The 22,942-nt window shown below is 69.5% G+C and carries 21 protein-coding genes; 13 read left to right on the forward strand and 8 right to left on the reverse strand.

What is annotated here, in order from left to right; genetic code table 11:
- Positions 1-295: 295 nt before the first annotated feature.
- Entirely contained in the window at positions 296-1,114 is an 819-nt protein-coding gene (locus BLQ63_RS26765; protein WP_091040604.1) for an SDR family NAD(P)-dependent oxidoreductase, read from the reverse strand.
- 131 nt (positions 1,115-1,245) lie between these two features.
- Between BLQ63_RS26765 and BLQ63_RS26770 the strand changes: the two genes are divergently transcribed.
- The 4 genes from BLQ63_RS26770 (at position 1,246) to BLQ63_RS26785 (ending at position 5,758) form a co-directional block, all read left to right on the forward strand.
- Positions 1,246-2,556, forward strand: a complete 1,311-nt coding sequence (locus BLQ63_RS26770; protein WP_091040605.1) for a sensor histidine kinase — start codon at positions 1,246-1,248, stop codon at positions 2,554-2,556.
- Positions 2,557-2,611: 55 nt separating this feature from the next.
- Positions 2,612-3,253, forward strand: a complete 642-nt coding sequence (locus BLQ63_RS26775) for a response regulator (RefSeq protein WP_091040606.1) — start codon at positions 2,612-2,614, stop codon at positions 3,251-3,253.
- A gap of 192 nt (positions 3,254-3,445) precedes the next feature.
- Positions 3,446-4,402 (forward strand): acyl-CoA desaturase, encoded by a 957-nt coding sequence (locus BLQ63_RS26780; protein ID WP_091040607.1) that lies wholly within the window; start codon positions 3,446-3,448, stop codon positions 4,400-4,402.
- 114 nt (positions 4,403-4,516) lie between these two features.
- The gene (locus tag BLQ63_RS26785; protein WP_091040608.1) at positions 4,517-5,758 is read left to right on the forward strand and encodes an MFS transporter; all 1,242 of its coding nucleotides are present in this window, start codon (positions 4,517-4,519) and stop codon (positions 5,756-5,758) included.
- Here the strand turns inward: BLQ63_RS26785 and BLQ63_RS26790 are convergent.
- Complete coding sequence (locus BLQ63_RS26790) at positions 5,715-6,680, reverse strand: helix-turn-helix transcriptional regulator (protein ID WP_091040609.1); 966 nt, start codon at positions 6,678-6,680, stop codon at positions 5,715-5,717. The two genes, BLQ63_RS26785 and BLQ63_RS26790, sit on opposite strands and share 44 nt — an antisense overlap.
- A 312-nt stretch (positions 6,681-6,992) precedes the next feature.
- Here BLQ63_RS26790 and BLQ63_RS26795 point away from each other — a divergent pair, with 312 nt between their 5' ends.
- Entirely contained in the window at positions 6,993-7,859 is an 867-nt protein-coding gene (locus BLQ63_RS26795; RefSeq protein WP_091040610.1) for a GNAT family N-acetyltransferase, read from the forward strand.
- Positions 7,860-7,974: 115 nt separating this feature from the next.
- Here BLQ63_RS26795 and BLQ63_RS26800 read toward each other — a convergent pair whose 3' ends face one another.
- Positions 7,975-8,976, reverse strand: a complete 1,002-nt coding sequence (locus BLQ63_RS26800) for a phosphotransferase (protein WP_091040611.1) — start codon at positions 8,974-8,976, stop codon at positions 7,975-7,977.
- Positions 8,977-9,125: 149 nt separating this feature from the next.
- Here BLQ63_RS26800 and BLQ63_RS26805 point away from each other — a divergent pair, with 149 nt between their 5' ends.
- Both BLQ63_RS26805 and BLQ63_RS26810 read left to right on the forward strand, forming a co-directional pair.
- Positions 9,126-9,941: a phosphotransferase gene (locus tag BLQ63_RS26805; protein ID WP_091040612.1), complete on the forward strand. Its 816-nt coding sequence runs from the start codon at positions 9,126-9,128 to the stop codon at positions 9,939-9,941.
- Between the two features lie 49 nt (positions 9,942-9,990).
- A complete protein-coding gene (locus BLQ63_RS26810; protein WP_091040613.1) occupies positions 9,991-11,178 on the forward strand; it encodes a hypothetical protein in 1,188 nt (395 codons plus the stop codon).
- A 168-nt stretch (positions 11,179-11,346) separates the two neighbouring features.
- Here the strand turns inward: BLQ63_RS26810 and BLQ63_RS26815 are convergent, their stop codons facing one another.
- On the reverse strand, positions 11,347-11,646 hold the full coding sequence (locus BLQ63_RS26815; protein ID WP_091040614.1) for a hypothetical protein: 300 nt from the start codon (positions 11,644-11,646) through the stop codon (positions 11,347-11,349).
- Positions 11,639-11,977 carry a hypothetical protein gene (locus BLQ63_RS26820; protein ID WP_091040615.1) on the reverse strand — a complete coding sequence of 113 codons (339 nt, stop codon included), beginning with the start codon at positions 11,975-11,977 and terminating at the stop codon, positions 11,639-11,641. The genes BLQ63_RS26815 and BLQ63_RS26820 overlap by 8 nt, the downstream gene beginning before the upstream one ends.
- Before the next feature lie 203 nt (positions 11,978-12,180).
- Between BLQ63_RS26820 and BLQ63_RS26825 the strand changes: the two genes are divergently transcribed.
- Together BLQ63_RS26825 and BLQ63_RS26830 are read left to right on the forward strand one after the other, a co-directional pair.
- On the forward strand, positions 12,181-13,032 hold the full coding sequence (locus BLQ63_RS26825; protein ID WP_091040616.1) for a Scr1 family TA system antitoxin-like transcriptional regulator: 852 nt from the start codon (positions 12,181-12,183) through the stop codon (positions 13,030-13,032).
- Positions 13,010-13,189: a DUF397 domain-containing protein gene (locus BLQ63_RS26830; protein ID WP_091040617.1), complete on the forward strand. Its 180-nt coding sequence runs from the start codon at positions 13,010-13,012 to the stop codon at positions 13,187-13,189. Before BLQ63_RS26825 ends, BLQ63_RS26830 begins: the two co-directional genes overlap by 23 nt.
- A gap of 965 nt (positions 13,190-14,154) precedes the next feature.
- Here the strand turns inward: BLQ63_RS26830 and BLQ63_RS26835 are convergent.
- Positions 14,155-14,991 carry an alpha/beta fold hydrolase gene (locus BLQ63_RS26835; RefSeq protein WP_091040618.1) on the reverse strand — a complete coding sequence of 279 codons (837 nt, stop codon included), beginning with the start codon at positions 14,989-14,991 and terminating at the stop codon, positions 14,155-14,157.
- A 202-nt stretch (positions 14,992-15,193) separates the two neighbouring features.
- On the opposite strand from BLQ63_RS26835, the gene BLQ63_RS26840 reads away from it, so the two are divergent.
- Complete coding sequence (locus tag BLQ63_RS26840) at positions 15,194-15,844, forward strand: hypothetical protein (RefSeq protein ID WP_091040619.1); 651 nt, start codon at positions 15,194-15,196, stop codon at positions 15,842-15,844.
- A 123-nt stretch (positions 15,845-15,967) separates the two neighbouring features.
- Here the strand turns inward: BLQ63_RS26840 and BLQ63_RS26845 are convergent, their stop codons facing one another.
- Positions 15,968-17,200, reverse strand: coding sequence for a right-handed parallel beta-helix repeat-containing protein (locus BLQ63_RS26845; RefSeq protein ID WP_091040620.1), 1,233 nt, complete (start codon positions 17,198-17,200; stop codon positions 15,968-15,970).
- A 291-nt stretch (positions 17,201-17,491) separates the two neighbouring features.
- On the opposite strand from BLQ63_RS26845, the gene BLQ63_RS26850 reads away from it, so the two are divergent.
- Complete coding sequence (locus tag BLQ63_RS26850; protein ID WP_091040621.1) at positions 17,492-17,854, forward strand: hypothetical protein; 363 nt, start codon at positions 17,492-17,494, stop codon at positions 17,852-17,854.
- Between the two features lie 35 nt (positions 17,855-17,889).
- On the opposite strand, the gene BLQ63_RS26855 is transcribed toward BLQ63_RS26850, so the two are convergent.
- Positions 17,890-19,419 carry a helix-turn-helix transcriptional regulator gene (locus tag BLQ63_RS26855; RefSeq protein ID WP_091040622.1) on the reverse strand — a complete coding sequence of 510 codons (1,530 nt, stop codon included), beginning with the start codon at positions 19,417-19,419 and terminating at the stop codon, positions 17,890-17,892.
- A 129-nt stretch (positions 19,420-19,548) separates the two neighbouring features.
- On the opposite strand from BLQ63_RS26855, the gene aceA reads away from it, so the two are divergent.
- Positions 19,549-20,877, forward strand: coding sequence for an isocitrate lyase (aceA, locus tag BLQ63_RS26860; protein WP_091040623.1), 1,329 nt, complete (start codon positions 19,549-19,551; stop codon positions 20,875-20,877).
- A gap of 90 nt (positions 20,878-20,967) precedes the next feature.
- Positions 20,968-22,620, forward strand: a complete 1,653-nt coding sequence (gene aceB / locus BLQ63_RS26865; RefSeq protein ID WP_091040624.1) for a malate synthase A — start codon at positions 20,968-20,970, stop codon at positions 22,618-22,620.
- The last annotated feature ends 322 nt before the right edge of the window (positions 22,621-22,942 follow it).

Raw genomic sequence — 22,942 nt, forward strand, 5'->3', positions numbered from 1 at the left:
GGCGCGGGGACACCCGTTCTGACCCGGCCGCACCCGTTCGGGTGACATGGACGCCGCCGGGCCCGGTTCTTGTCACACCCGCGCGGGAAGGTTGCGGCTACCTTTCCCCGGGAGGGTGGGGGTTAGGGATGGTAGGCAGTAAGGGCGGGTCGGCGGGTCGGCGGGTCGGCGGGTCGGCGGGTCGGCGGGTCGGCGGGTCGGCGGGTCGGCGGGTCGGCGGGCAGGCGGGCAGGCGGAGACGTAGAGGGGTGAGCAGGGGCGAGGCGGGAATACCCGCGCCGCCGCGGACACCGCGTCAGCGGCGCTGGTAGTCCGCGAAGCGCCGCAGCACCACCGCGAACAGCCGCGCCATCAACCGCCGCGGCCGCCTCGGCATCAGATGCGCCTCCGGCCAGTTCTTCGCGTCCGGCACCACATAGCCCCGGTTCCGGTCGAGCGCCTTCAGCGACTGCCGCACGATCGTCTCCGGCTCCGCCAGCAGCCACCCGAGGCGCTTGCGGTCGTACTTGATCCCGTTCGCGATCGGGAACTCCGTGTCCACCGGCCCCGGGCACACCGCCAGCACCCGCACCCCCGAACCGCGCGCCTCCACCCACAGCGCCAGGCTGTACTGCACCACGAACGCCTTCGTCGCCGCGTACAGCGCCATGTACGGCTGCGCCTGGAACCCCGCCATCGACGCCACGTTCACCACCGACCCCGAACCGCGCGCCACCATCCCCGGCATGAACCGCTTCACCAGGCCCGTCACCGCCACCACGTTCACCATCGCCACATCGCGGCTGTAATCGGCCCCGATCTCCACGTCCCGCCCGAACGTCCCGATTCCGGCATTGTTCACCAGCACCTCGACCTCGACGCCCGCCGCGTCGACCGCCTCGCCGACCCGCTCGGCCGCCCCCGGCTCCGCCAGATCACGCACCACCACCAGCGCCTCGACCCCGTGCCGCTCCCGCAACTCCCCGGCCAGAGCCTCCAGCCGGTCCGCCGACCGCGCCACCAGGACCACGTTCAGCCCCCGGCCCGCCAGCTGCCGGGCGAACGCCGCCCCGATGCCCGCGGACGCGCCCGTGACCAGCGCCCACGGCCTCGCCGCCTCCGACCCAGCAACCATTCCGGCCCCTCCCGTATCCGCAGCCCGTACCCGAGCGAATCGTGCCCAGCCTATCGATCCCACCACCTCGGACGGTCGCGCCGCAGGTAGGGGCCGGATCGGCGAAAAGCTGAGGGTAGGCTTGCCGCACCATGTCGATGCCGACCAACCCGATCACGAGACGTCTGGCCCTACCGGGCTGGTCGGTCCTGCGATTCAGCCTCACGATCGTCGCCGCCGCCCTCTTGGCCGCCGCGATCGTCACCGGCGTGCTGGTGGTGTTCTTGATCGGCATCCCCGTCGCCGTCGCCGTCCTCCTCGCCATCCGCCTCTGGGCCAACACGCAGCGCCGCATCATCGGCGAGCAGCTCGGCATTCACATTCCCGCCCCGTACCGGCCCCGTCCGAAGGCGCGGATAGACCAGCAGGCCCTGGGGCTCGTGCACGAGGCCGCGACCTGGCGCGACGTCGCCTGGCTCGCGATCGACGCGACCCTCGGCTTCATGGTGAACCTCTTGTACCTCGGCGTGTTCGGGGTCGCGGTCTACTACCTGGTGCAGCCGCTGCTGCTGGTCACGGTGTTCCACGCCGCGCCGATACCGATGGCCGTCAACGACTTCGGGTTCTACGACTTCGACACCCCGGCGAAGACGCTCATGCTCGTGCCGTTCGCGCTGGCGTGCGCGGCAGCGTGGTGGCGCTGGGGCGAGCTGTTCCTGCGCTGGTACTCCCACCTGGGCGTGCTGCTGCTGGGCCCGACCGCGAAGGTGCTGCTGACCGAGCGGGTCTCGGAGCTGCGCCAGGCCCGCGACCAGTCGGTCGACCACGCGGCCTCGGAGCTGCGTCGCATAGAGCGCGATCTGCACGACGGCGCGCAGGCCCGCATCGCGGCGCTGAGCCTGACCCTCGGCATGGCCGAGGAGCTGCTCCACCACGACCGGCCCGACCAGGCCGCGACGCTGGTGGGCGAGGCCCGCCAGGCCTGCTCGGACGCGCTGGAGGAGATCCGCCAGCTCGTGCGCGGCATCCACCCGCCGGTGCTCGCCGACCGCGGCCTCAGCGGCGCGCTCCAGGCGATGGCGCTCGACCATCCGCTGCCGGTGTCGGTCGTGGACCGGCTGGCCGACAAGCTGGCCCCACCGCTGGAGGCGGCGGCCTACTTCGCGACGAACGAGGTCCTGACCAACATCACCAAGCACTCCGAGGCGACGCACGTTCAGATGATCGTCGGCCGCGAGGGCGACCTGGTCAGCATCGAGATCCGCGACGACGGTCGAGGCGGCGCGGTCGTCGCTCCCGGCGGCGGCCTCGACGGCGTGGCCCGGCGCCTGTCCGCCTTCGACGGCACCCTCGACGTCTCCAGTCCCGAGGGCGGGCCGACGGTCGTCACCATGACCATCCCCGCCCACACGGTCTTCCGCAACGGCGCCGATAATGCGTCCGACCACGCTGAACGCCGATGATCCGCCGCACTGATCCGTTGAGCTGAACCGAGCGCCGAGCCACCTAGGAGCCCCGATGGACGTCGTCCTCGCCGAAGACCACCTGCTCCTCCGAGACGGCCTGACCCGCATGCTCGAGGCCCACGACTGCACGGTCGTGGAGGCGGTCGACAACGGGCCCGCGCTCCTCGCGGCCCTCCTCGAGCACCGGCCCGACGTCGCCGTGGTCGACATACGGCTGCCGCCGACGTTCAAGGACGAGGGCCTGCGCGCCGCGATCGAGGCCCGCCGCCACATTCCGGCCCTGCCGATCCTCGTGCTCTCCCAGTACGTCGAGCAGCTGTACGCGCGCGAGCTCCTCGGCGACCGCCGCGGCGGCGTCGGCTACCTGCTCAAGGACCGCGTCTCCAACGTCGGCGAGTTCATCGAGGCGCTGCGCCGCGTCGCCGCCGGCGGCACCGCCATGGACCCCGAGGTCGTCGCCCGCCTCCTGGGCAAGCAGCAGAACAAGCTCGACGACCTGACCCCGCGCGAGCAGGAGGTCCTGGCGCTCATGGCCGAGGGCCGCACCAACGCCGCGATCGCCGCGAGCCTCTTCGTGACCGAGAAGGCCGTCGGCAAGCACTCGGCGAACGTGTTCCGCAAGCTCGGCCTCGGCCAGTCCGAGGACGACAACCGCCGCGTCCTGGCGGTCCTGGCCTACCTCGACGGCAACTAGCGGCGCGCTTGCGACAGGCCGCACTTCGACACGGCCGCAACAGGGTCTGGTTCCAAACCTGAGTCCGAGGGGCGTACACCCCCAGTTTCACGGGGCACCGGTGGTCGGAAAACCACCGGTCTGCCCCACTGCGCCCCCGCTCCCGAGCGACGACGATTGAATCGTCGGACGAATCGAGAGCGAGGATGTGCGATGGCGATCATCACGCAGGCCAGGCCCCCCGGCCAAGCACCCGCAGGACCTAAGCCCATCCACGGCGAGCAGCGCGACGCGGGCAAGCAGTCCCTGATCTACCTGTTCCTGCTCGTTCCGATGGCCGCCCTGGCGGCCGCCGTCCCCTTCGCGTGGACGACCGGGCTCCTCAGCTGGACCGACATCGCCATCGCGGTCGGCTTCTACATCCTCACCCTCCACGGCGTCACCGTCGGCTACCACCGCCTGTTCACGCACAGCTCGTTCAAACCGAACCGGGCCGTGAAGGTCACGCTGGCGATCCTGGGCAGCATGTCCGTCCAGGGCCCGCTCATCACCTGGGTGGCCGACCACCGCCGCCACCACGCGTTCTCCGACAAGGAGGGCGACCCGCACTCGCCGTGGCTGTACGGGACGTCGGCCTGGGCCCTGTCCAAGGGCTTCTGGCACGCGCACATGGGCTGGATGTTCGAGCCGCGCAACACCACCAACGAGGAGCGGTTCGCCCCGGACCTGCGCAAGGACCGCGATCTGGTCCTCATCGACAAGTACTTCTGGCTGTGCACGGTCGCGACGTTCTTCCTCCCGGCGATCCTCGGCGGCCTCATCACGATGTCCTGGACGGGCGCCCTGACGGCGTTCTTCTGGGGGAGCCTGGTCCGCGTCGCGGTCCTGCACCACGCGACGTGGTCGACGAACTCGATCTGCCACATGATCGGCGAGCGGCCCTTCAAGAGCCGCGACAAGGCCGCGAACTTCTGGCCGCTCGCGCTCGTGTCCGGCGGCGAGTCCTGGCACAACTCCCACCACGCCGACCAGTCCTGCGCCCGCCACGGCGTGAAGCGCGGACAGATCGACACCTCGGCGCGGATCATCTGGTTCCTGGAGCGGGCCGGCTGGGTCACGAACGTCAAGTGGCCCACCGAAGAACGCCTCGCCAAACTCGCCGTCGACTAGACGCCGAACCTGCGACGAGCCGTGCCGGGCACCGCCCGGCGCGGCTTCGTGGTGTCGGGTGTCACAAAGATTCACTGACATCGGTTGTCAGTGGACCTGCCGCATGCTTCCGGTATGACGATCACCTCCCCGCTGCCCGCGATCGGCACCGCGCTGCCGCCCGCCTCCCGGGCCGAGCGGCTCCTCCTGCCCGCCACGTTCGTGACCAGCCTCGGCAACGGCATCCAGCTCGTGGCCGCCGCCGTCCTCGTCTTCACCACCGGCCAGAGCGCCCTCGCCGTCGGCTGGCTCTTCATCGCCGTCTCCGTTCCGCCCGCGCTCCTCTCCCTCTGGTTCGGCACGGTCGCCGACCGCTTCGACCGCCGCACCCTCTGCCTCATCGCCGACCTCGCCAGCGCCGCGGCCGCCCTGGTCCTCCCCGTCTGGATCCTCACCGGCCGCGACCCCGGCCCCGTCGCCTACGCCACCGCGTTCGCCCTCTCCCTCCTCGCGGCCCTGTTCATGCCCGCCTCCAACGCCCTCATCAAGGAACGCGTCCACCCCGCCCGCGTCGCCCGCTTCAGCTCCCACTACGAGATGGCCCTCCAGCTCGGCACCCTCCTGGCCGCCTCCATCGGCGGCTTCCTCATCCACTTCGTCGGCACCACACCGCTGTTCATGTTCAACGCGGTCACCTTCCTCGCCTCCGCCGCCGCCCTGTACGCGCTGCGCTCCGCACCCGCCGTCCGCGAGACCGCCACGGCCGCAACCGCTGCCACCGGTGCCGCGGCCGCCCCGCTGGTCCGCTACGGCCTGCTGTACGCGCTCTGCCAGGTCATGACGATGGTCAGCAACACCACCCTGATCGTGCTGGTCTACGAGGGCTTCGGCCGCGGCGCGGGCGTGTACGGCCTGGTCGACGCGCTGGCCGGGGTCGGGTTCTGCATCGCCGCGGCCTGCTATCCCCTGGTCAGCGGGCGCTTCGGGCATCTGCGCACGGCCGTGGCGGGCGGCGTCGGCTGCGCCCTGGTCTCGTTCCTGCTGCCGATCCACCTTGCGGCCCTGCTCGTCTGCGTGCCGCCCGCGGCGTTCCTGGTGGGACTGTCGCGTGTGGCCATGCGGACGCTCCTGCTCGAATCGGTCCCCGAGCAGCGCGCCGGGCGTCTCTTCGGGGCGGTGAACGCCGCCGGGCTGGGCCTGAGCGCCGCCATGACGATCCTGGTCGCGTACGTCGCCGACGCCTCACATGTCCGCTACGGCTTCTACGTGCTCGGCGCCGCGTGCGCCGTCGCCACGATCGCCGTCGCGATCACGTTGCGCGGCAAGGGTTCCGTCACGAGTGCAGCGCCGCCGCCTCCTGTGCCCGCGACCGGATGAGGCCGCGCAGCGAGACCGGTTCGAGTACTTCGACGCCGCCGAGGAGGAGCAGGTGGCGGGCGGCGTGGTCGTCCGACTCGATCGGGATCACGGCCACGGTCCAGCCGTCCGCATCGGTCTGGCCGGCGTCGATCGCGTCGACCACCTTGGCGTCCAGGTAGTCCGGGGCCTGCTCGACCGCTTCAGGTGAGAACCGCACGGTCGCCCGCACCGGGTAGCGCCGCTCGTCGAAGTCGCCGAGGTGGCGCGACCACCAGTCGGCGAGTTCGAAGTCCGCCGGGCGTTCGAACCGCTCCTCGGTCATCTCGGCCGAGCGCAGGTTCGCCACCTTGTACGTGCGCGGCTCGGCGCCGTCGGCCAGGGCGACCAAGTACCACTTGCCGCCCTTGAGGACCAGCCCGAGCGGGGACAGGTCCCGCTCCACGAGCTTCGGCTTCGCCCACCGCTCGTACCGCACGCGCAGCCGCTGCTGGCGGAACGCGGCGCCGGCGACGGTGGACAGGAGCGGGACGGGGTCGGCGCGCTGGAACCATCCGGCGACGTCGAGGTGGAACACGCGCCGCGCTCGCTCGGCCCGCTCCCGGTGGCCGGGCGGCAGTGCCGCCGCGAGCTTGAGTTCGAGGGCGGCCAGCTCGGCCTGGAGACCCAGGTCGGCGGCGGCCTCGGGGACCCCGGCGAGCACCAGGACCTCGGCTTCGGCGTCGGTGAGGCCGGTGAGCCGGGTCCGGTAGCCCTCCAGGAGGCGGTAGCCGCCCTCGTGGCCGGGTTCGCCGTAGATCGGGATGCCCGCGGCCCCAAGTGCTTCGGCGTCGCGGTAGACGGTGCGCACCGAGACGCCGAGCTCGGCCGACAGCCGTTCGGCGGTCATCCTGCCCCGCTGTTGGAGCAGGAGCAGCATCGAGACGAGGCGACCGGCACGCATGCAGCCAGTATCCACGCGTCCCCGACACCCGCCCGGCCGAAGCCGAACCGGTCATCGACTGGGGCCTGTCCTGCGAATCCGGGCGGAGCTGCATCCGAGCCCATTGGTTCGCTCACAGGCGGAAGGGCCTTTGAAAACCGGTGCTGTATTCGAAGGCCCGACAACGCGGCGAGCGGGCGAATGGGCCGAATGCAGTCCGTTCCGATTCGCAGGACAGGCCCTAGGTGCTGTCCGCGAGTTCACGAACGCAGCCCAGCGCCCGCCCGTGAAAATCGGATGCGGAGGCGCCGCCCGGTGGTGTGAGATCGGGCCATGGCGATTCTCTTGCACCGGCCGGAAGTCCACGAGCTCGGCCAGGCCCTGGCCGCCCTGCGGGACTGGCAGGACGACCACGCCGGCATGCAGCTGCACCCGGGGGACCTGGGCTGGTTCTGGCGGTTCGGCCCCGAATCCACGGCCGCGGCCGTCCGCACCTGGAGCCGGGACGGCGACATCCTCGCCGTCGGGCTCCTCGACGGCCCCGGCCTGCTGCGGATGACCATCGCCCCCGGCGCCCGCAGGGACGAGGCCCTGGCCCGGCAGATCACCGCCGACGTGGCCGACGCCGACCGCGGCGTCCTGCCGCCCGGCAAGGCCTACATCGAAGCCCCGAGCACCGCCGTGCTCCAAGACGTGCTGGCCGCGGACGGCTGGGACACCGACGAGCCGTGGACGCCGCTGCGCCGCGACTTCGCCGAACCGGTCGAGGACCCGGGCGTGCGGATCGAGATCGTCGGCCCCGAGTTCGTGGCCGACCGGGTCGACCTGCAGGTGGCCGCGTTCGAGGGCTCCACGTTCAACGCAGAGCGCTGGCACGCGATGGCAGCCGGGCCGGCCTACGCCGACGCCCGCTGCCTGGTCGCCTACGACGACAGGGACAACGCGGTCGCGACGGTGACCGTCTGGTCGGCCGGTCCCGGCAGGCCCGGGCTGATCGAGCCGCTGGGCGCCCACCACGACTTCCGCGGGCACGGCCACGGCAGGGCCATCACCGTCGCCGGAGCCGCCGCGCTGCGCGACATGGGCTCGTCCAGCGCGATCGTGTGCACCCCGACCTCCAACGCCGCCGGCGTCGGCGCCTACAAGTCGGCGGGCTTCCGACCGCTTCCCGAAGTCCGCGACCGCCGCCGCGACGCCTAGGGCGCGTTACGATTCGGCCCGGCCGATCGCCCCGCGTGTCCACGACGACGGTGTCGGCCGCGACGGACTCGAGCCGACTCGGGTATAAGTCCCTTGTGGATGTGAGGCCTGCGGCCTACCAGACAAGCCGATCGAGATGGTTGCGGCCGGAGAGCAGGCGGGCGACGCGGTCGCGCGCCGCTTCGCGTTCGTCGGGCTGGGAATGGTGCGCGTATAGCGCGAGTTCCCGGTGCATGTCGTAGAAGCGCAACCGCTCGCGCAGATCCTCGCGTTCGAACAGCTCCGGATACGCGCCGCGCAGCCATCCGGGGACCTCGGTGAGCGTGGTCTCGTCAAGCCCTTGTTCCTCAGGTGTGGGCGGGTACTCTCGCGCCCTCGCGCACCAGCGCAGGATGATGTCGAGCTCGACGTCCGCCGGCTGCGCCGAAGCCTCCGCGAAGTCGATGAGGCCGGTGACGCGTCCTTTGTCGACGATCACGTTGGATCCATGCAGGTCGCCGTGGACGAGAACGGGTTCGTCGGCGGCGAACAACGCCAGCCGCTCCCTGATCCAATCGTCCACCTCCGCGAGCAGGCGCGGGTCGTGACCGGGCCACTGCCGGGCGGCCTCGACCCGCTGGAGCGCCGCACCCACCACGGGCGGGTGGAACGCGGCCCACGGCTCGCCGGCGAGCGCGTCGACCAGCCAGGGCGGCAGCAGGTCGGCCGGGGGGCGAACGCGGTGCAGCGCGCGCAGTGCGGCGCCGAGGCTTTCGATCATCGCTCGGCGCGTGTGCGAGTCCGCCGCCGGCCATGCGTCGTACAGGGTCCGGCCGGGCAGGCGTTCGGAGACGTACCACGGCCCGTCCGGGCCGTCGCCGTGGGCGAGGATCCGGGCGTGCGGGACCTCGCTGCCGGCGAGCAGCTTGACGACCGTCGCCTCGTGGCGATACGCGTCGCGGAACCGTCCGTCGTTGTTCAGCCGTACGACGTATTGGTCGCCGACCCACACGCGGCTGACCCAGCCGCCCTTCGGAGTAAAGCGCCCGGTTGGAGGCAGGCCGGCGGCGGTCAGCGTCCGCAGCAGCGCCGGATCGCTAGACGGTTCCTCGACGGGCGGTGTTGACGGGTCTCCCACGCGCCAAGCCTCGCACACATCGACATCGCTCGCGAGACCGTTTTCAGCGCCGCGAGCCCCGGTCAGGGTCGGTATCGGTCTTCAGCGCTACGACCCGGGGCAGGACCCGGTACCCGAGCCCGTCGCCGCCGCGCCCCTACGATGAGGCGATGCAGGAAGAGGCCCTGTCGGGCGGCAACATGGACCCGGTGGTCAGGATCGGCGGCACCGTGCGGCGCGTCAGCGGCGAGTGGACCGCGGCCGTGCACGAACTGCTCGAACGCTACGCGGCGGCCGAGATCCCCGAGACGCCCCGTCCTCAAGGGATCGACGCCGAAGGCCGAGAGGTCCTGACCTTCATCGAAGGTGCGACGCTCGAACAGGCCGCACCAGAGACCCGTTGGCACCCTTCCATACTCGCGGACTCCGGTGCGCTGATGCGCCGACTCCACGACGCGAGCGAACCGCTCGCCGCGCAGCACCGCACCTGGCGCACCGAGACGCACCACCCCGCCGAAGTCGTCTGCCACAACGATTTCGCGCCCTACAACCTCATCGTGCGCGACGGTCGGCTCGTCGGCGTGATCGACTTCGACACGGCCTCTCCCGGCCCGCGCCTGTGGGACTTCGCCTACCTCGCCTACCGACTCGTCCCGTACGCCGAGGACGCGGCCGGGTTCGACCCTGCCCGCCACGGCTCCCGCGAGGACCGGCTTCGGCTGCTCACCGAGGCCTACGGCGCCGCCTTCGACCCCGCGGCGGTGCGCAACGAGATGGCCCGGCGCCTCGACGACCTGGCCGCGTTCACCGAACGGCGCGCCGCCGACACCGGCCGCCGCGACCTCCCCGAACACGCCGCCATGTACCGCCGCGACGCCGCGCGCCGCCGCAGCGCGGACACCGGCTTGGATTCCGGCTCCGACACCCGACCGGACTCTGGACCGGACGCCGATCGGCGTCCGGACGCGCCCCCGCCCCGCGGGTAGGCTCGGCCCCTCCATGGACCGCCGACCGTCAACTGAACGGAACCTCGCCGTGCGCTCGCGCCGACTCGCTCCACTGCTCGCAATCCTCGCCGCCACCGCGTGCGCCACCGCCTGCACCGGCGGCGCCGAACCCGCCCCCGAAGCGACGCCGACCACGGACGCCGCCATGGACATGGAACAGCTCGACCAGTTGTGGACCGACGTCGCGGCCACACGGGCCGAACTCGGACTCGCCGAAGCCCAACTCGTCATCGAATGCCTTGAGGCCGAAGGCTTCACGGTCCACGACATCAGTTCGCTGTCCAGCACGTGGAGCTCCGCGAGCCCGGTGCCGAGCGAGATCCTCGCGGACCTGGGCGACTCGACCGGCCTCCCCGACACCGCCGAAGCCGAGACCCGCGCCCTCGGCCAGTGGCTCAGCTTCGCCGACGCCTACGGCGACGAGGACGGCATTGCGATCAACGAGGCCGAACGCGCCGAAACCGAGGGGGAGGAGACCGCGCCCGCCGTCGACCTCTCCCCGCTCGAACCGGCCGGCGAAGGCTGGGAAGAGCTGCCCGCCGTCGATCAGATGGCCTGGGAGATCGCCTACCGCGGCACCGACTGGGCCGCCACCAGCAAGGCCGCCAGCGTGCTCACCGCCGACGAGTGGGCCGAGGCGGGCCTGCCCGACGGCGAATGGGTCGCCGCCGAAACCATGACCGAACCTCCGCAGGGCTGCCAAGGCTCGGTCCTCACCGAACTCCACGGCGAACCGCGCCTGTCCGACGACGGCATCACCGAATCGCAATGGATCTGGGGCCCGACCCTCGAGATCGACCCCGCTCTCTTCGCGCCCATCCAGGTCGCGGCGGTCCCCGAAGCCGACGGCTTCCTGACCTGCCTCGCCGGCGCCGGGTACCCGGACTGGACGTTCTCGGAATCCGGCGGACTCGACATTCATGATCTTTGGCGCGCGCAGTACCTGCCGGAGGCCGCGCAGGCGACCGAGGACGGGGGCACGGAATACAGCTACTCGGACATCACCGACGCCGACCGCGAACGCTACGAGGCCGTGAAGGCCGACGAGTTCGCGGCGGCCGCCGCGATCGCCGAATGCGACGTGGCCAGCGGGTACTCCGAGGCCGCGAACGCGCAGTACGCGCAGAGCCTCGCCACGGTGTTCGGGAATTCAGCCTCGGCTCAGCAGACCTACCTTGCCGAGATCGAGGACGCGCTGGCGAACATCGGCACTTGAGGCCAGACCCGGAACGACTGAGGTCGTTCCCGGTACCGCTTGAGGCCGTGCCCGGTACCCACCTGTACCGGGCACGGCCGATCGAGGACGCGGCGGTGCTGGCGACGATCGCGGGACCGCTCGACCCGGGGTGCCGAGCGTTCGCGGTCTCCCGCCGCGTCCGGGCATTCAGGTGTTCTCGGGATCGGCGATCAGGCGGCGGGCCTGCTCGAGGATCCAGTCGCACCATTCGTCTCCGCGCCAGGCGCCGAACCACTCGGGGACGGGTTCGGGCTCATCGATGTAGTGGCAGATCACGCGCGGGCCCGCGCCGTCGTTGCAAGAGATGCGGTATTCGGGCGGGCTGAGCGGGTGAGCGTTGGCGGTTTCGCGGTGGACGGAGAAGACCGCCGGGCCGCGGTGGAAGTCGCCGAGCCAGCCGTCGTTGGCAGGGTCGTATTCCGGGGTATGGAGGGTGGTTTCAGCCATTGCAGAACTTCACCGTGCCCGGTCCGCCGTCCTCGGGACGGTTGTCGATGTGGTGGCCGTTGTAGAAGACTTTGAAGGCGGCGTCTTCGACCCAGATCTTCCACTCAGGAGTGAAGGTTCGCCAGCCTTGGCCCCAAGTCGCGTGGAGATGGCCGGAGTTGAGTCCGGAGACGATAAGGACGATGTCGGCGCGGATCTGGTTTGCGAAGACCTGGAACGAGTCTGGCGCGTTGGCGCTCGAGGCGCACACGGTGAAGTCGGTATGCCCATCATTGAATCGCCCCCGCTCCAGCGGGTCGGGTGGTTCTTGGGTGCGGCGCTTGTCGGTCATGTCGAGTCTCCTCCCTTAGCTGCTTTCGCTAGCTCACCACAACGTAACCGCAGCTCAGCGCCGGTGAAATCGCAAGTTGTGCTGGCGCAGCAGCGCATCGACGGCCGGTGTCGCGCCAGGGTGTCTCACAGAGCGACAGCGATCTGCGACAGGGCGCAATGGTTGATGATGCGCTCCGATTCGGAGTCTGCGACCATGGGCGAATGGGGAAACCGCGATTCGATCAATGGCGCATCGCCGCGACGCTGACCATGCTCATGGAAGCCAGGGGACTGTCACTTCGCGAGGCTGCGCGGATCACCCAGACCAAGAAGGACACTTTGGGGAGGATGCTGAGCGCGGAGATCTACCGATACGATCCGCCGAAGGTATTCGGTGTGGCTCAGCTGCTGGGCGCCTCGATCGAAGTCGCGCAGGAGCTTTTCAACATGGCAGTGCAGACCCACGACACCGATGCGACCGGCTATCGGCCGATGAGTTCGGGCAGCGCGGAGTGGTTGAGCCCCTTCGCCTCGATCGAGGCCGAGGCGACCTACCTCGACATTTACGAGTCCGAGTACATCACCGGCCTGCTCCAAATCCTGCTGTATATGAAGGAGGTCAATCGGGTCGACCCGACCCTGACTGCGGAATGGGCTGCGAAAATCATCGACCTGAAGCTGCGTCGACAGAAGCTGGCCTGGGGCTCCGAGCGCCCCGGGGGAGCCCTTGCGATGCGGTTGATCCTCAACGAGCCGTGTCTGTTGCGGATTAAGGGCACGAGCTTCTTCGATGCGCAGATCTCGCATCTGCTGGAGATGGTGAGGCGTCACGAAATCGGGATCTATGTCCTGCCGCTGAGCAGGGGCTTCCACTCATCGATGCAGGCCTCGTACTCGATCATGGGGTTCAGCCACCCGGTCAGCATGAACCTTGTCTACCTCGAATCGCACCTCGGCGATGAGTACAGGGAGGATCGAAAGTCGGTTGATCACTCTCGTAAGCTGTTCACGACCACCTTGACTGAGTGCGTGGAGCTAGGAGAGTACCTACATGCTGACCAGGGACTGGCGTAAATCAAGCCGCAGTGGTTCCCAAGGCGGGCAGTGCGTCGAGGCTCGACAGGTCGAGCTCGCAGTTCAGGTCCGTGACTCGAAGCTCGGCGAGGGCTCTCCCATCCTCGATGCTTCACCGGCTGACTGGCGCAGCTTCCTGAGCGCCGTTGCGCGATAACGCTTTTTGACCGGGCCGGGAGCAACAAGGCTCCCGGCCCGGTCGCATCCCGTGCCGGTCTCGGGGCCCTTGCCGAGCGCGTCGCCTCTCAGCGTCCTTCGCGCGGTCGGAGCCCGTCCTTACCGTGCGACGCATAATGAACCGATGCGCCCTCCGAAACCCTGGCCCGGGGATCCCGCCGCGATCTGGGCCGCGTCCGCGCCCGAGTCCGCTCCCGCCCCAGCGCCCGCTTCCGCCGCCCGGTCCGCCTCCACCGAACCGCCCGACCTCTCCCGCCTCGAGGACTTCGCGCGCCGGGCCGCTTCACCCATGCCCGGCCCTGCCTCGGCGATCCTCTTCGCCATCGTCGGCGTCGGAGCGATCGTCTACGCCCTAGTGATCCCCTCGATCGTGCCCGAGCCTCCCGAAGACGCCCAGGGCTTCTACGGCCTCTTCCTCTTCGCACTCCGCTGGCACTGGATCGCCCCGCTGATGATCGGCGTCTGGTGCCTCATCCACGCACCCCAGATCTACCGCAAGGACCGACGAGACCACCCCCGCGAGGTCCGCGAACTCTACGACGCCTACCGCGACCGCGGCATCCTGTGCGAGACCTTCCCGACCGACCTCAAGGTCCTCGGCGGCGACGGCTGGTACGACGCCGTGATCGGCATCGACGTCCGAACGGACCCGGCCCGCGCCGCCCAGGTCAAGCGCGCGTTCCGTACCTGGTTCGCCGAACTCGCCAGCGACGCCAAAGCGGCCCAGGCGATGCGCTCGCGCAACGGCGAACATGCCGTTCGGCCCGCAACCGACATCTTCGGGTCCGAGGCCGAGGGCGGCTACCTGATCCGGCAGTCGCACTGGCACGGCCGGTGGACGCTGCTCATTCCCGATCCGCCGAACTCCGTCGAACGGTGGGCCCGTCTGAACATAGTGGACTTACCAGGGCCCGCCCGCAGCGGCTGCGGGCCCTGCGCCGATCCTCAGGCGAGCCCCGCCAGGATCGCCGCCATGCGCTCGGGGCGGACCAGGAAGCCCACATGGCTGGTCTCGATCGTGTGCACGTCCCACGGATTGTCCGGCGTCAAAGCGTTCCCCTCCTTGATGAAGACATCCTGCAACGCGACCGGGATCGAGGTGTCCTTCGTGATCCGGATGTAGCTCTTGGGAATACGACCCCAGGTCTCGGGGTTCACGCGGGCGTCGCCGCCCACGTCCAGGTTCTCATCCGACTGGAGCGAAGCCAGGAAGACGCGGAACTCGTCATCGGAGCCGTCGGCGAGCATCGACTCCTTCAGCACGGCCAGAAGCTTCGGATCACCAGTGCGCCAGTTCATCCGGATCGCGCCGAGGACACTCGGGTCGGCGGCCAGAACCGCGGCGGCCTCGTCCAGGACCGAGGCCCCGAACTCCGGCAACGCCATGTACGCGCCGATCGGGCGGTCGATCGGACACCATGCGGTCGCGTAGACCATGCGGTCGATCAGCTCCGGGTGCGCGTTCCCCAACGCGCTGAGCGTGGCCCCGCCGCGGCTGTGGGCGAGCACGATGACCGGACCGTTATCCTTGGCGCGCTTGAGGATCGGCACCAGGTGGTCCACGCCGTCCTGGAGGGTGACGCCCGCGAGGTTCGAAGGCGCCTCGGCTATGCCGGCCGCGTCCTGGGTCTGGAACGCCTCGGGGAACATCGCGTCGAAACCGTGGCCGGGCAGGTCCACCGCGAAGGAGCGGCGGCCGAGCAGGGCCAGCTCGCGCTGGAGCGGCGCGAACGTGAACGAGTTGGCGTTCGAACCGTGGATGAAGACGATCGTGGGAGTCATGTGACGGATTGTTCCAAAGGGTCCAAAGCCCTGCGGCAGCGGTTCCCGTTCGAACGGAGCGCGTCGGCGACAGGGCCCGTCGCCCAGCGCTCGAAGTCCCCGCCGTCGCATTTCGCCAGCTCCCGTGGCGTGCGCGAGGGCCGGTGCGAACGGCGGCGGGTACGGGAGGAGTACGGGATTCGCTGTCAGATCCGCTCGCGCCGTGCTGCATAGCATCGTCGGCAGGCCGGTCCGCCGGCGCCGCATCGGCGCCGGGGGCACCGGCGGCATCACCGGTCAGACCCTCACGAAGGAGCACTTCATGACCGACACCGAACAACCGAACCTGTCACGGCGGCGGATGCTGACCGCGGCCCTGCTCGTCCCCGCGGCGGCCGCCGGCGGGTCGCTCGTGATCGCCGACTCCGCCGACGCCGCCCCCGGCGGCCAGATCAAGGTGAAGCGCTCGCAGGTCATCAAGCGGGCGAAGTACTGGTACGACCGGGACGTCCCCTACAGCCAGAGCAGGTTCTACCGCGACCTCGAAGGGTCCCACAAGTACCGCACCGACTGCTCCGGATTCGTGTCGCAGTGCTGGCACACCTACCTGGGATCCAACGGCGGCTACAGCACCTCCACGATCCCCAGCATCGCCAAGAAGATCAAGTGGTCGGACCTCAAGGCCGGCGACGTCATGAACCGCGCCGGCGTCCACTGCATGTTGTTCGACTCCTGGAGCATCACCTCGGGGATGCTCTGGATGTACGACCTGGCCGACCCGCAGGACAACATGCGGCACAAGAAGATCAGCGCGAACTCGTTGCAGAGCCAGAACTACGTTCCGCGCCGGTACGGCAACATCGTCAGCGGCTGACGATCGCGGGCGGGTGTCGGCGATTCGTTCAGGGTCGCCGGTATTGCGGCCCTTGGCGATCGATCACGAGGCCCTGCCGCATTCGCGGCAGGGCCTCGACGGGTTGCGAATGCCGAAGCGGGCCTAGACGAAGGTCGCGCCGAGGTTCGGGTAGCTCTTGGGGACCAGGAAGTTCGTGGAGGGGATCGAGCCGTCGGAGGCGCGGGCGCCGGTGATGGCCGAGGTGCTCGTGTTCGCCAGGTCGGCGTCGACCCACTTCGACTTGATGTTCCAGGAGTTGCCCGAACCGGTGGAGGAGCCGAGCGCGACCGGGGCGGCGTTGTTGACCGCGAGGTTCGCCGTCAGCGTCGACGTCGAGGAGTCGAAGTCGAAGCCGGTCTTGCCGTTCTTCCAGGCGGTGGAGCGGCTGATCTGCATCGAACCGGGGTTCCCGTTGTCGGTGAAGCCGTGGGCGGAGTTCTTCCAGGCCATGGAGTTCACGACCACGTGGTTCGCGGCGGGATCGGGGTCGCCGCCGCCCATCTTGAAGCCGTTGCCGTCGCCGGAGTAGTTCGGGATGTTCCAGTAGTTGTAGCCGTTGCCGTAGGCGACGGAGTCCTCGATGCGGATGGGGGAGAGGAATTCCCAGGCGTCGAAGCCGTCGTCGGCGTTGTTCCACAGGCGCGCGCCGATCACGGTGTTGCCGGTGCCCGAGCCCTCCTTGATGGCCAGGCCGTCGGCGCTCTCGCCGTTCTTGCGCGGGTCGCGGTTGCCGTAGGAGTCGAGGTTGACGATGCGGTTGTTCGAGGACGCGCCCTGGATGTGGAGGCCGGACTCGTAGTTGTCGCGGGTGATGAGGCGGTCGTAGACGTTGTTGTTGGAGTCGAGGGCGAAGATCGCGTAGGGACCGTGGATGATCTCCAGGCGCTCGAAGCGCCAGTGGTCGCCCTCGACGTGGAGGGCGCCGCGGTCGGCGCGGGGGATCGAGGAGTCGACGGCGCCGGGCGTGTACGGCATGTTCTCGCCGTCGATGACGACCTTCTCGGTGCCGTAGGCGCGCATGGTGATCGGTGCCGAGGCGGTGCCGTTCGAGTTGACCTGGATATTGGTCGAGGGCGCGTAGGTGCCGCCGCGGATCTGGATGACGGTGCCCGGGGCGGCCTTGTCCACGGCGGCCTGGATGGTCTTGAGCGGGGAGTCGACGGTGCCGGGGTTGGCGTCGTTCCCGTTGGTGGCGACGGTGATGGTGGCGGTCTGGGCGAAGGCCTGGGTGCCGGTGAACACGAAGGCGGTCGCCGCCGCTGCTGCGGTGAGCGCCGCGAGTGCGAGCACGGCCTTGCGCGTCCAGCGGCGCGGAGCGCTTGCTGTGGTGGTCATGTGAGGGTGACCCTCTCGATAGTTGCCGGTACGAGACAGGGAAGGCGCTTGCCAGCGCCCGAGCGTCCACGGTAACCGCATTCATCGAAGAAAGTCAATATAAGGGTGTTAGCGGAATGCGAGCGGAGTGTCCCGGCAAATCGGACGTTCCCAAGTGAGGGTGAACGCGTCGGCAGCGTGTCGGATATTGCCGCGGCATTGCCGTTGTGGTTGACGCCCGCGCAACAGGGTGCGCGGTGTACTGAGTCCATCGGTCCGAACCCCTCGGCCGTGACGGAAGGACGGAATCTCATGGACAAGTTCAAGACGGTGGCGGTGTGGACGGGCATCGTCGTCATCGGGTTGTGCGGCGTGGTGCTGCTCGGCGGCGGCAAGGTGATGTCGGGAACCCTGATGGTCGCGACGGCCTTCATCCTGGCGCTGCCGGTGAAGCGGCACCGGCTTCCCCGCTGGGTCCGCGTCGTGCTGCTCGGCGTCGTGTTCGCGATGGTGGCGTGGAACATCTCCACCACGGACCTTCCGGACCCGTCGCACATGATGGTGGCGGGCTGCGTCGATGAATCCGCTTCCACCTATACGCGGACCGGGATCACGTTCCTGGACCAGGTGCTGTACATCTTCAGCGGCTTCCTGGCCCAAGCGGCGCCCTCCTGAGCGCGCAGTTCCTCGGGCGCCGATGGTCGGGACCCTCAGGGCTTGGCGTGGCGTTCGAGGAACTGGTAGACCTCGGTCTCATCCACACCCGGGAACGAGCCGATCGGCATCGCCGCGAGCTGGGAGCTCGCGGCTCTCGCCGTGGGCCAGACGTTTCCCGCCCAGGTCTTGGAGAGCTCCCTCGGGGGGTTGCGGCAGCAGTCCGGGTCCGGGCAGCGGGAGACGCTTCTCGCCTTGGTCTCCTTGCCCCTGAACCATTTTGCGGATTCATAGGGGACCCCGATGCTCAACGAGAAGAGGCCGTCCGGGCTGCGTTCCGTTCTCGCCGTGCACCAGTACGTTCCGGTCGCCGTGTCCGTGTACTGGTTGAACGCGTTGAACTTGTCCGGCACGTCGAAGACCTGCCGACTCGTCCAGTACCGGCAGATCGGCTGTCCTTCGATCGCGCCAGTGGGGTCGGCGGGGAACGCCACGTCGTCGTTCTCGTACGCCTTGAAGATGATCCCCGACTTGTGGACCTTCTGGAAATGGGTCCGGATGCCCAGGTGGTGGGTCGCGAGGTTGGTGAAGCGGTGTGCGGCCGCCTCATAGGAGACCGCGAAGTTGTCCCGCAGGTCTTCTACTGCTACTTCCTTGTCGGCCATGCCTTGTCGCAGGAACGCCACTGCGCTCGACTCTGGGATGAGCAGCGCCGCCGCGAGGTAGTTCGTCGACACCCGCTGGCCCAGGAACTCCAGGTACGTGCTCGGCACACCGTGCTGGAGCACGTGGCTCGCCAGGGCCTGGAGCAGCACCGTGCGCGGGTCGTGCGAGCCGGTGCCCACCTGCGTCAGGTAGATCCTCCGGTGCTTGAGGTCCGTGACCGACCTGGTGGAGTGCGGCAGGTCGTCCACGTGGTGCAGCGTGAACCGCAGGTGTGCGGCCAGGTCCGCGATCTGGTGCTGCGACAGCGGCCCGCCCGCATAGCCGACGTTCCCCAGCAGCCTCCTGGCCTCGGCCTCGATGTCGGCGAAGTAGTTGTCCTTGTCCCGCATGCGCTTGCGCAGTTCGGTGTTCGCGCGCCGGGCCTCCTCGGGGGTGGCGGCATGGAGGTTGACCTGGCGGTCCACCTCTCTATGGAGGCCCACCAGCGCTTCGAGGATCTCTGTCGGGACCCTGCCCGACGGTTTGACGCTCGGCAGGCCCAGCGACCGGTACTGCGCGCTCCGCTGGGCCCTTTCCAGCTCGATCTCCAGGGCGATCCGCCGGTTCGGGGGATCGGCGCCGAGCAGTTCGTCCGAGGACACCCCCAGCGCCCGGGCCAGGGCCCGCAGCATCGAGAGCTTCGGCTCCTTCTTCCCGTTCTCGATCAGCGACAGCTGCGACGGCGCCGCCCCGACCGCCGCGCCCAGGTCGTCCAGGCTCAGCTCCCGCTGCTTGCGCAGGTGCCGGATCTGCTTGCCCAGGCTGATGAGGTCCACGGTGATGTCGTCGGCCGCCAGCTCGGCGGCCTCGGCCGCACCCCAGGGGCGGTGCGCCGCGGGCGTCGCGCCCGACTCGCCGCCGGTCGCCGATAGGTTCGTCATTTCCCCAGTATCGCGAAGAAACGTCATTCTTTCCACTCGGAACGGCTCCCGAGGCGCCTCAATCGATGAAAGATTGCTGTTACCTGCAAGTAATGACCGCGCTGCGGTCCCGACTGTTCGGAGCCGACGATGTCCGACAAGCACCGTGAACGCACCCAGAGCGCCGCGAACGACACCAGCCTCGCCGCCGAACGGCTCGCCCTCGACTGGGCGTCCAACCCGCGCTGGGCCCACACCGTCCGCGACTACGAGGCCGCCGACGTCGTGCGCCTCCGCGGCCGCGTCACCGAAGAGCACACCCTCGCCCGCCGCGGCGCCGAAAACCTCTGGTCCCGGCTCACCGAGGACGCGGCGACCGGCGGCTACACCCACGCGCTCGGCGCCATGACCGGCGGCCAGGCCGTCGAACAGGTCAAGGCCGGCCTCCACGCCATCTACCTCTCCGGCTGGCAGGTCGCCGCCGACGCCAACCTCGCCGCCCAGACCTACCCCGACCAGTCGCTCTACCCGGCCAACTCGGTCCCGCAAGTGGTCAGGCGCATCAACAACGCCCTCATGCGGGCCGACCAGATCGAGGCCTCCGAAGGCCTGCGCACCGTCGAGGACTGGCTCGCGCCCATCGTCGCCGACGCCGAAGCCGGCTTCGGCGGTCCGCTCAACGCCTTCGAACTCATGAAGGCCATGATCGGCGCCGGCGCCGCCGGCGTCCACTGGGAGGACCAGCTCGCCTCCGAGAAGAAGTGCGGCCACCTCGGCGGCAAGGTCCTCATCCCGACCTCGCAGCACATCCGGACGCTCAACGCCGCCCGCCTGGCCGCCGACGTCGAAGGCGTCCCCACGATCATCGTCGCCCGCACCGACGCCGAGGCCGCCACGCTCCTGACCTCCGACATCGACGAGCGCGACCACCCGTTCCTCGACGGCGAACGCACCGCCGAGGGCTACTACCGGGTGCGCAACGGCATCGAATCGTGCATCGCCAGGGCCAACGCCTACGCGCCCTACGCCGACCTGCTGTGGATGGAGACCGGCACGCCCGACCTCGAGGCCGCCCGCACCTTCGCCGAAGCGGTCAAGGCCGAGCACCCCGACCAGATGCTCGCCTACAACTGCTCGCCGTCGTTCAACTGGCGCCGCCACCTCGACGACGACACCATCGCCAAATTCCAGCGCGAACTCGGCTCCATGGGCTTCACGTTCCAGTTCATCACCCTCGCCGGATTCCACGCGCTCAACTACTCCATGTTCGACCTCGCCCACGGCTACGCCCGCGACGGCATGACCGCCTACGTGGACCTCCAGGAACGCGAGTTCGACGCCGAGGACCGCGGGTACACCGCCACCAGGCACCAGCGCGAGGTCGGCACCGGCTACTTCGACCTCGTCACCTCCGCGCTCAACCCGAAATCCTCGACACTCGCGCTCGCCGGGTCCACCGAGGCGGGACAATTCCATTAGCTGCCCTGCGACCAGTCCGATGCGGCGGAACCGTCCGCGGTTTCGCCCGCCACGCACACTGTGCTTGCCACAGAAAGAGAGACAACCGAGATGGTGACCACTACCGGTACCCGTACGGGCTTCGAGACCAGCACCGGCGCCACGACCGGCACCGACGCGGCGATCACGGTCAAAGGGCCCCGCATCGCCCGGCAGGACGAGATCCTGACGCCCGAGGCGCTGGCGTTCATCGCCGCGCTCCACCGGGCCTTCGCGCCCCGCCGCCAGGAAGTGCTCCAGCGCAGGCAGGAGCGCCGCACCCAGATCGCCAACGGCGTCGACCCCGGCTTCCTCGCCGAGACCGCCGACGTGCGCGAGGACTTCTCCTGGAGCGTCGCCGCCCTCGCGCCGGGCCTGGAGGACCGCCGCGTCGAGATCACCGGCCCCTGCGACAAGAAGATGACGATCAACGCCCTCAACTCGGGCGCCCGATGCTGGATGGCCGACCTGGAGGACTCCTCCACGCCCAACTGGCACAACGTCATCGACTCGCAGGTGAATCTGCGCGACGCGATAGAGCGGCGCATCGACTTCACCTCCGAGCAGGGCAAGGAGTACCGGCTCAAGGGCGAGGCCCTCACCGACCTGCCCACGATCATCGTGCGCCCGAGGGGCTGGCACCTCGCCGAACTGCACCTGCGCGTCGACGGCCTGCCCGTCGCCGGATCGCTCGTCGACTTCGGCCTGCACTTCTTCCACAACGCGCACCGGCTCATCGAACTCGGCCGCGGCCCCTACTTCTACCTGCCGAAACTCGAATCGCACCTCGAAGCGCGACTGTGGAACGACGTGTTCATCATGGCGCAGGACCTCCTCGGCCTGCCCCAGGGCACGATCCGCGCCACCGTCCTCATCGAGACCATCACCGCCGCGTTCGAGATGGAGGAGATCCTCTACGAACTGCGCCACCACTCGTCCGGGCTCAACGCCGGACGCTGGGACTACATCTTCTCGGTCATCAAGAACTTCCGCGAGCGGGGACCCCGCTTCGTGCTCCCCGACCGCGACCAGGTCACCATGACCGCGCCGTTCATGCGCGCCTACACCGAACTGCTCGTGCGCACCTGCCACCGGCGCAGCGCCTCCGCGATCGGCGGCATGGCCGCGTTCATCCCCAACCGCAGGGACCCCGAGGCCAACGCCGCGGCCCTCGAGAAGGTCCGCGCCGACAAGACCCGCGAGGCCGACGACGGCTTCGACGGCTCCTGGGTCGCCCACCCCGACCTCGTGCCCGTCGCCATGGCCGTGTTCGACGAGACGCTCGGCGGCGTGCCCAACCAGATCGACCGGCAGCGCGAGGACGTCGTGCCCGACGCGGCCGCCCTGCTCGACGTGGCCGCCACGCCCGGCGAGATCACCGAGACCGGCATCCGCAAGAACCTCGAGGTCGGCGTCCGGTACATCGAGTCGTGGCTGCGCGGCAACGGCGCCGCGGCGATCAACAACCTCATGGAGGACGCCGCGACCGCCGAGATCTCGCGCTCGCAGATCTGGCAGTGGATCAACGCGGGGTCCAAGACCGACGAGGGCCGCGCCGTGACCCGCCAGTGGGTCGAGGAGCTGCTGCGCGAGGAGTTCGACGGGTTCGAGCGGTTCGAGGGCGACCGCTTCGACGACGCCCTCGCGATCTTCACCGAATGCGCGCTGGGGGAGGACTATCCGACGTTCCTGACCCTGCCGGCCTACACGAGGTTCCTGATCTGAGGCTTTATCCGCTGAGTGATCCCCTTGGGGCCGGGCGCAAGCCCGGCCCCGCCCTCGTTCCGGCCGTCCTCTTCCACGGTCATATGGATATATATCGAACGCTAGGTATTCGCCTCCGGTTGCGCCGCAGCCGTGGACTCGGCGCCGACCACGGCGGTCAACCTCATCGAAGCTCGACGGGGCCATGGAATGGTTCGCCGCCGAACGGCAGACGCTCGTGGCCGCGATCAGTCAGGCCGCCACGGACGGCCGCGTCGCGATCGCGTGGCAGCCCTGCGGCGTTCCGGCCCGGCGAACACGCCGCTTTGCGGCGTCGTCCTGT

The organism is Glycomyces harbinensis, from assembly GCF_900101745.1.
Classification (GTDB): domain Bacteria; phylum Actinomycetota; class Actinomycetes; order Mycobacteriales; family Micromonosporaceae; genus Glycomyces; species Glycomyces harbinensis.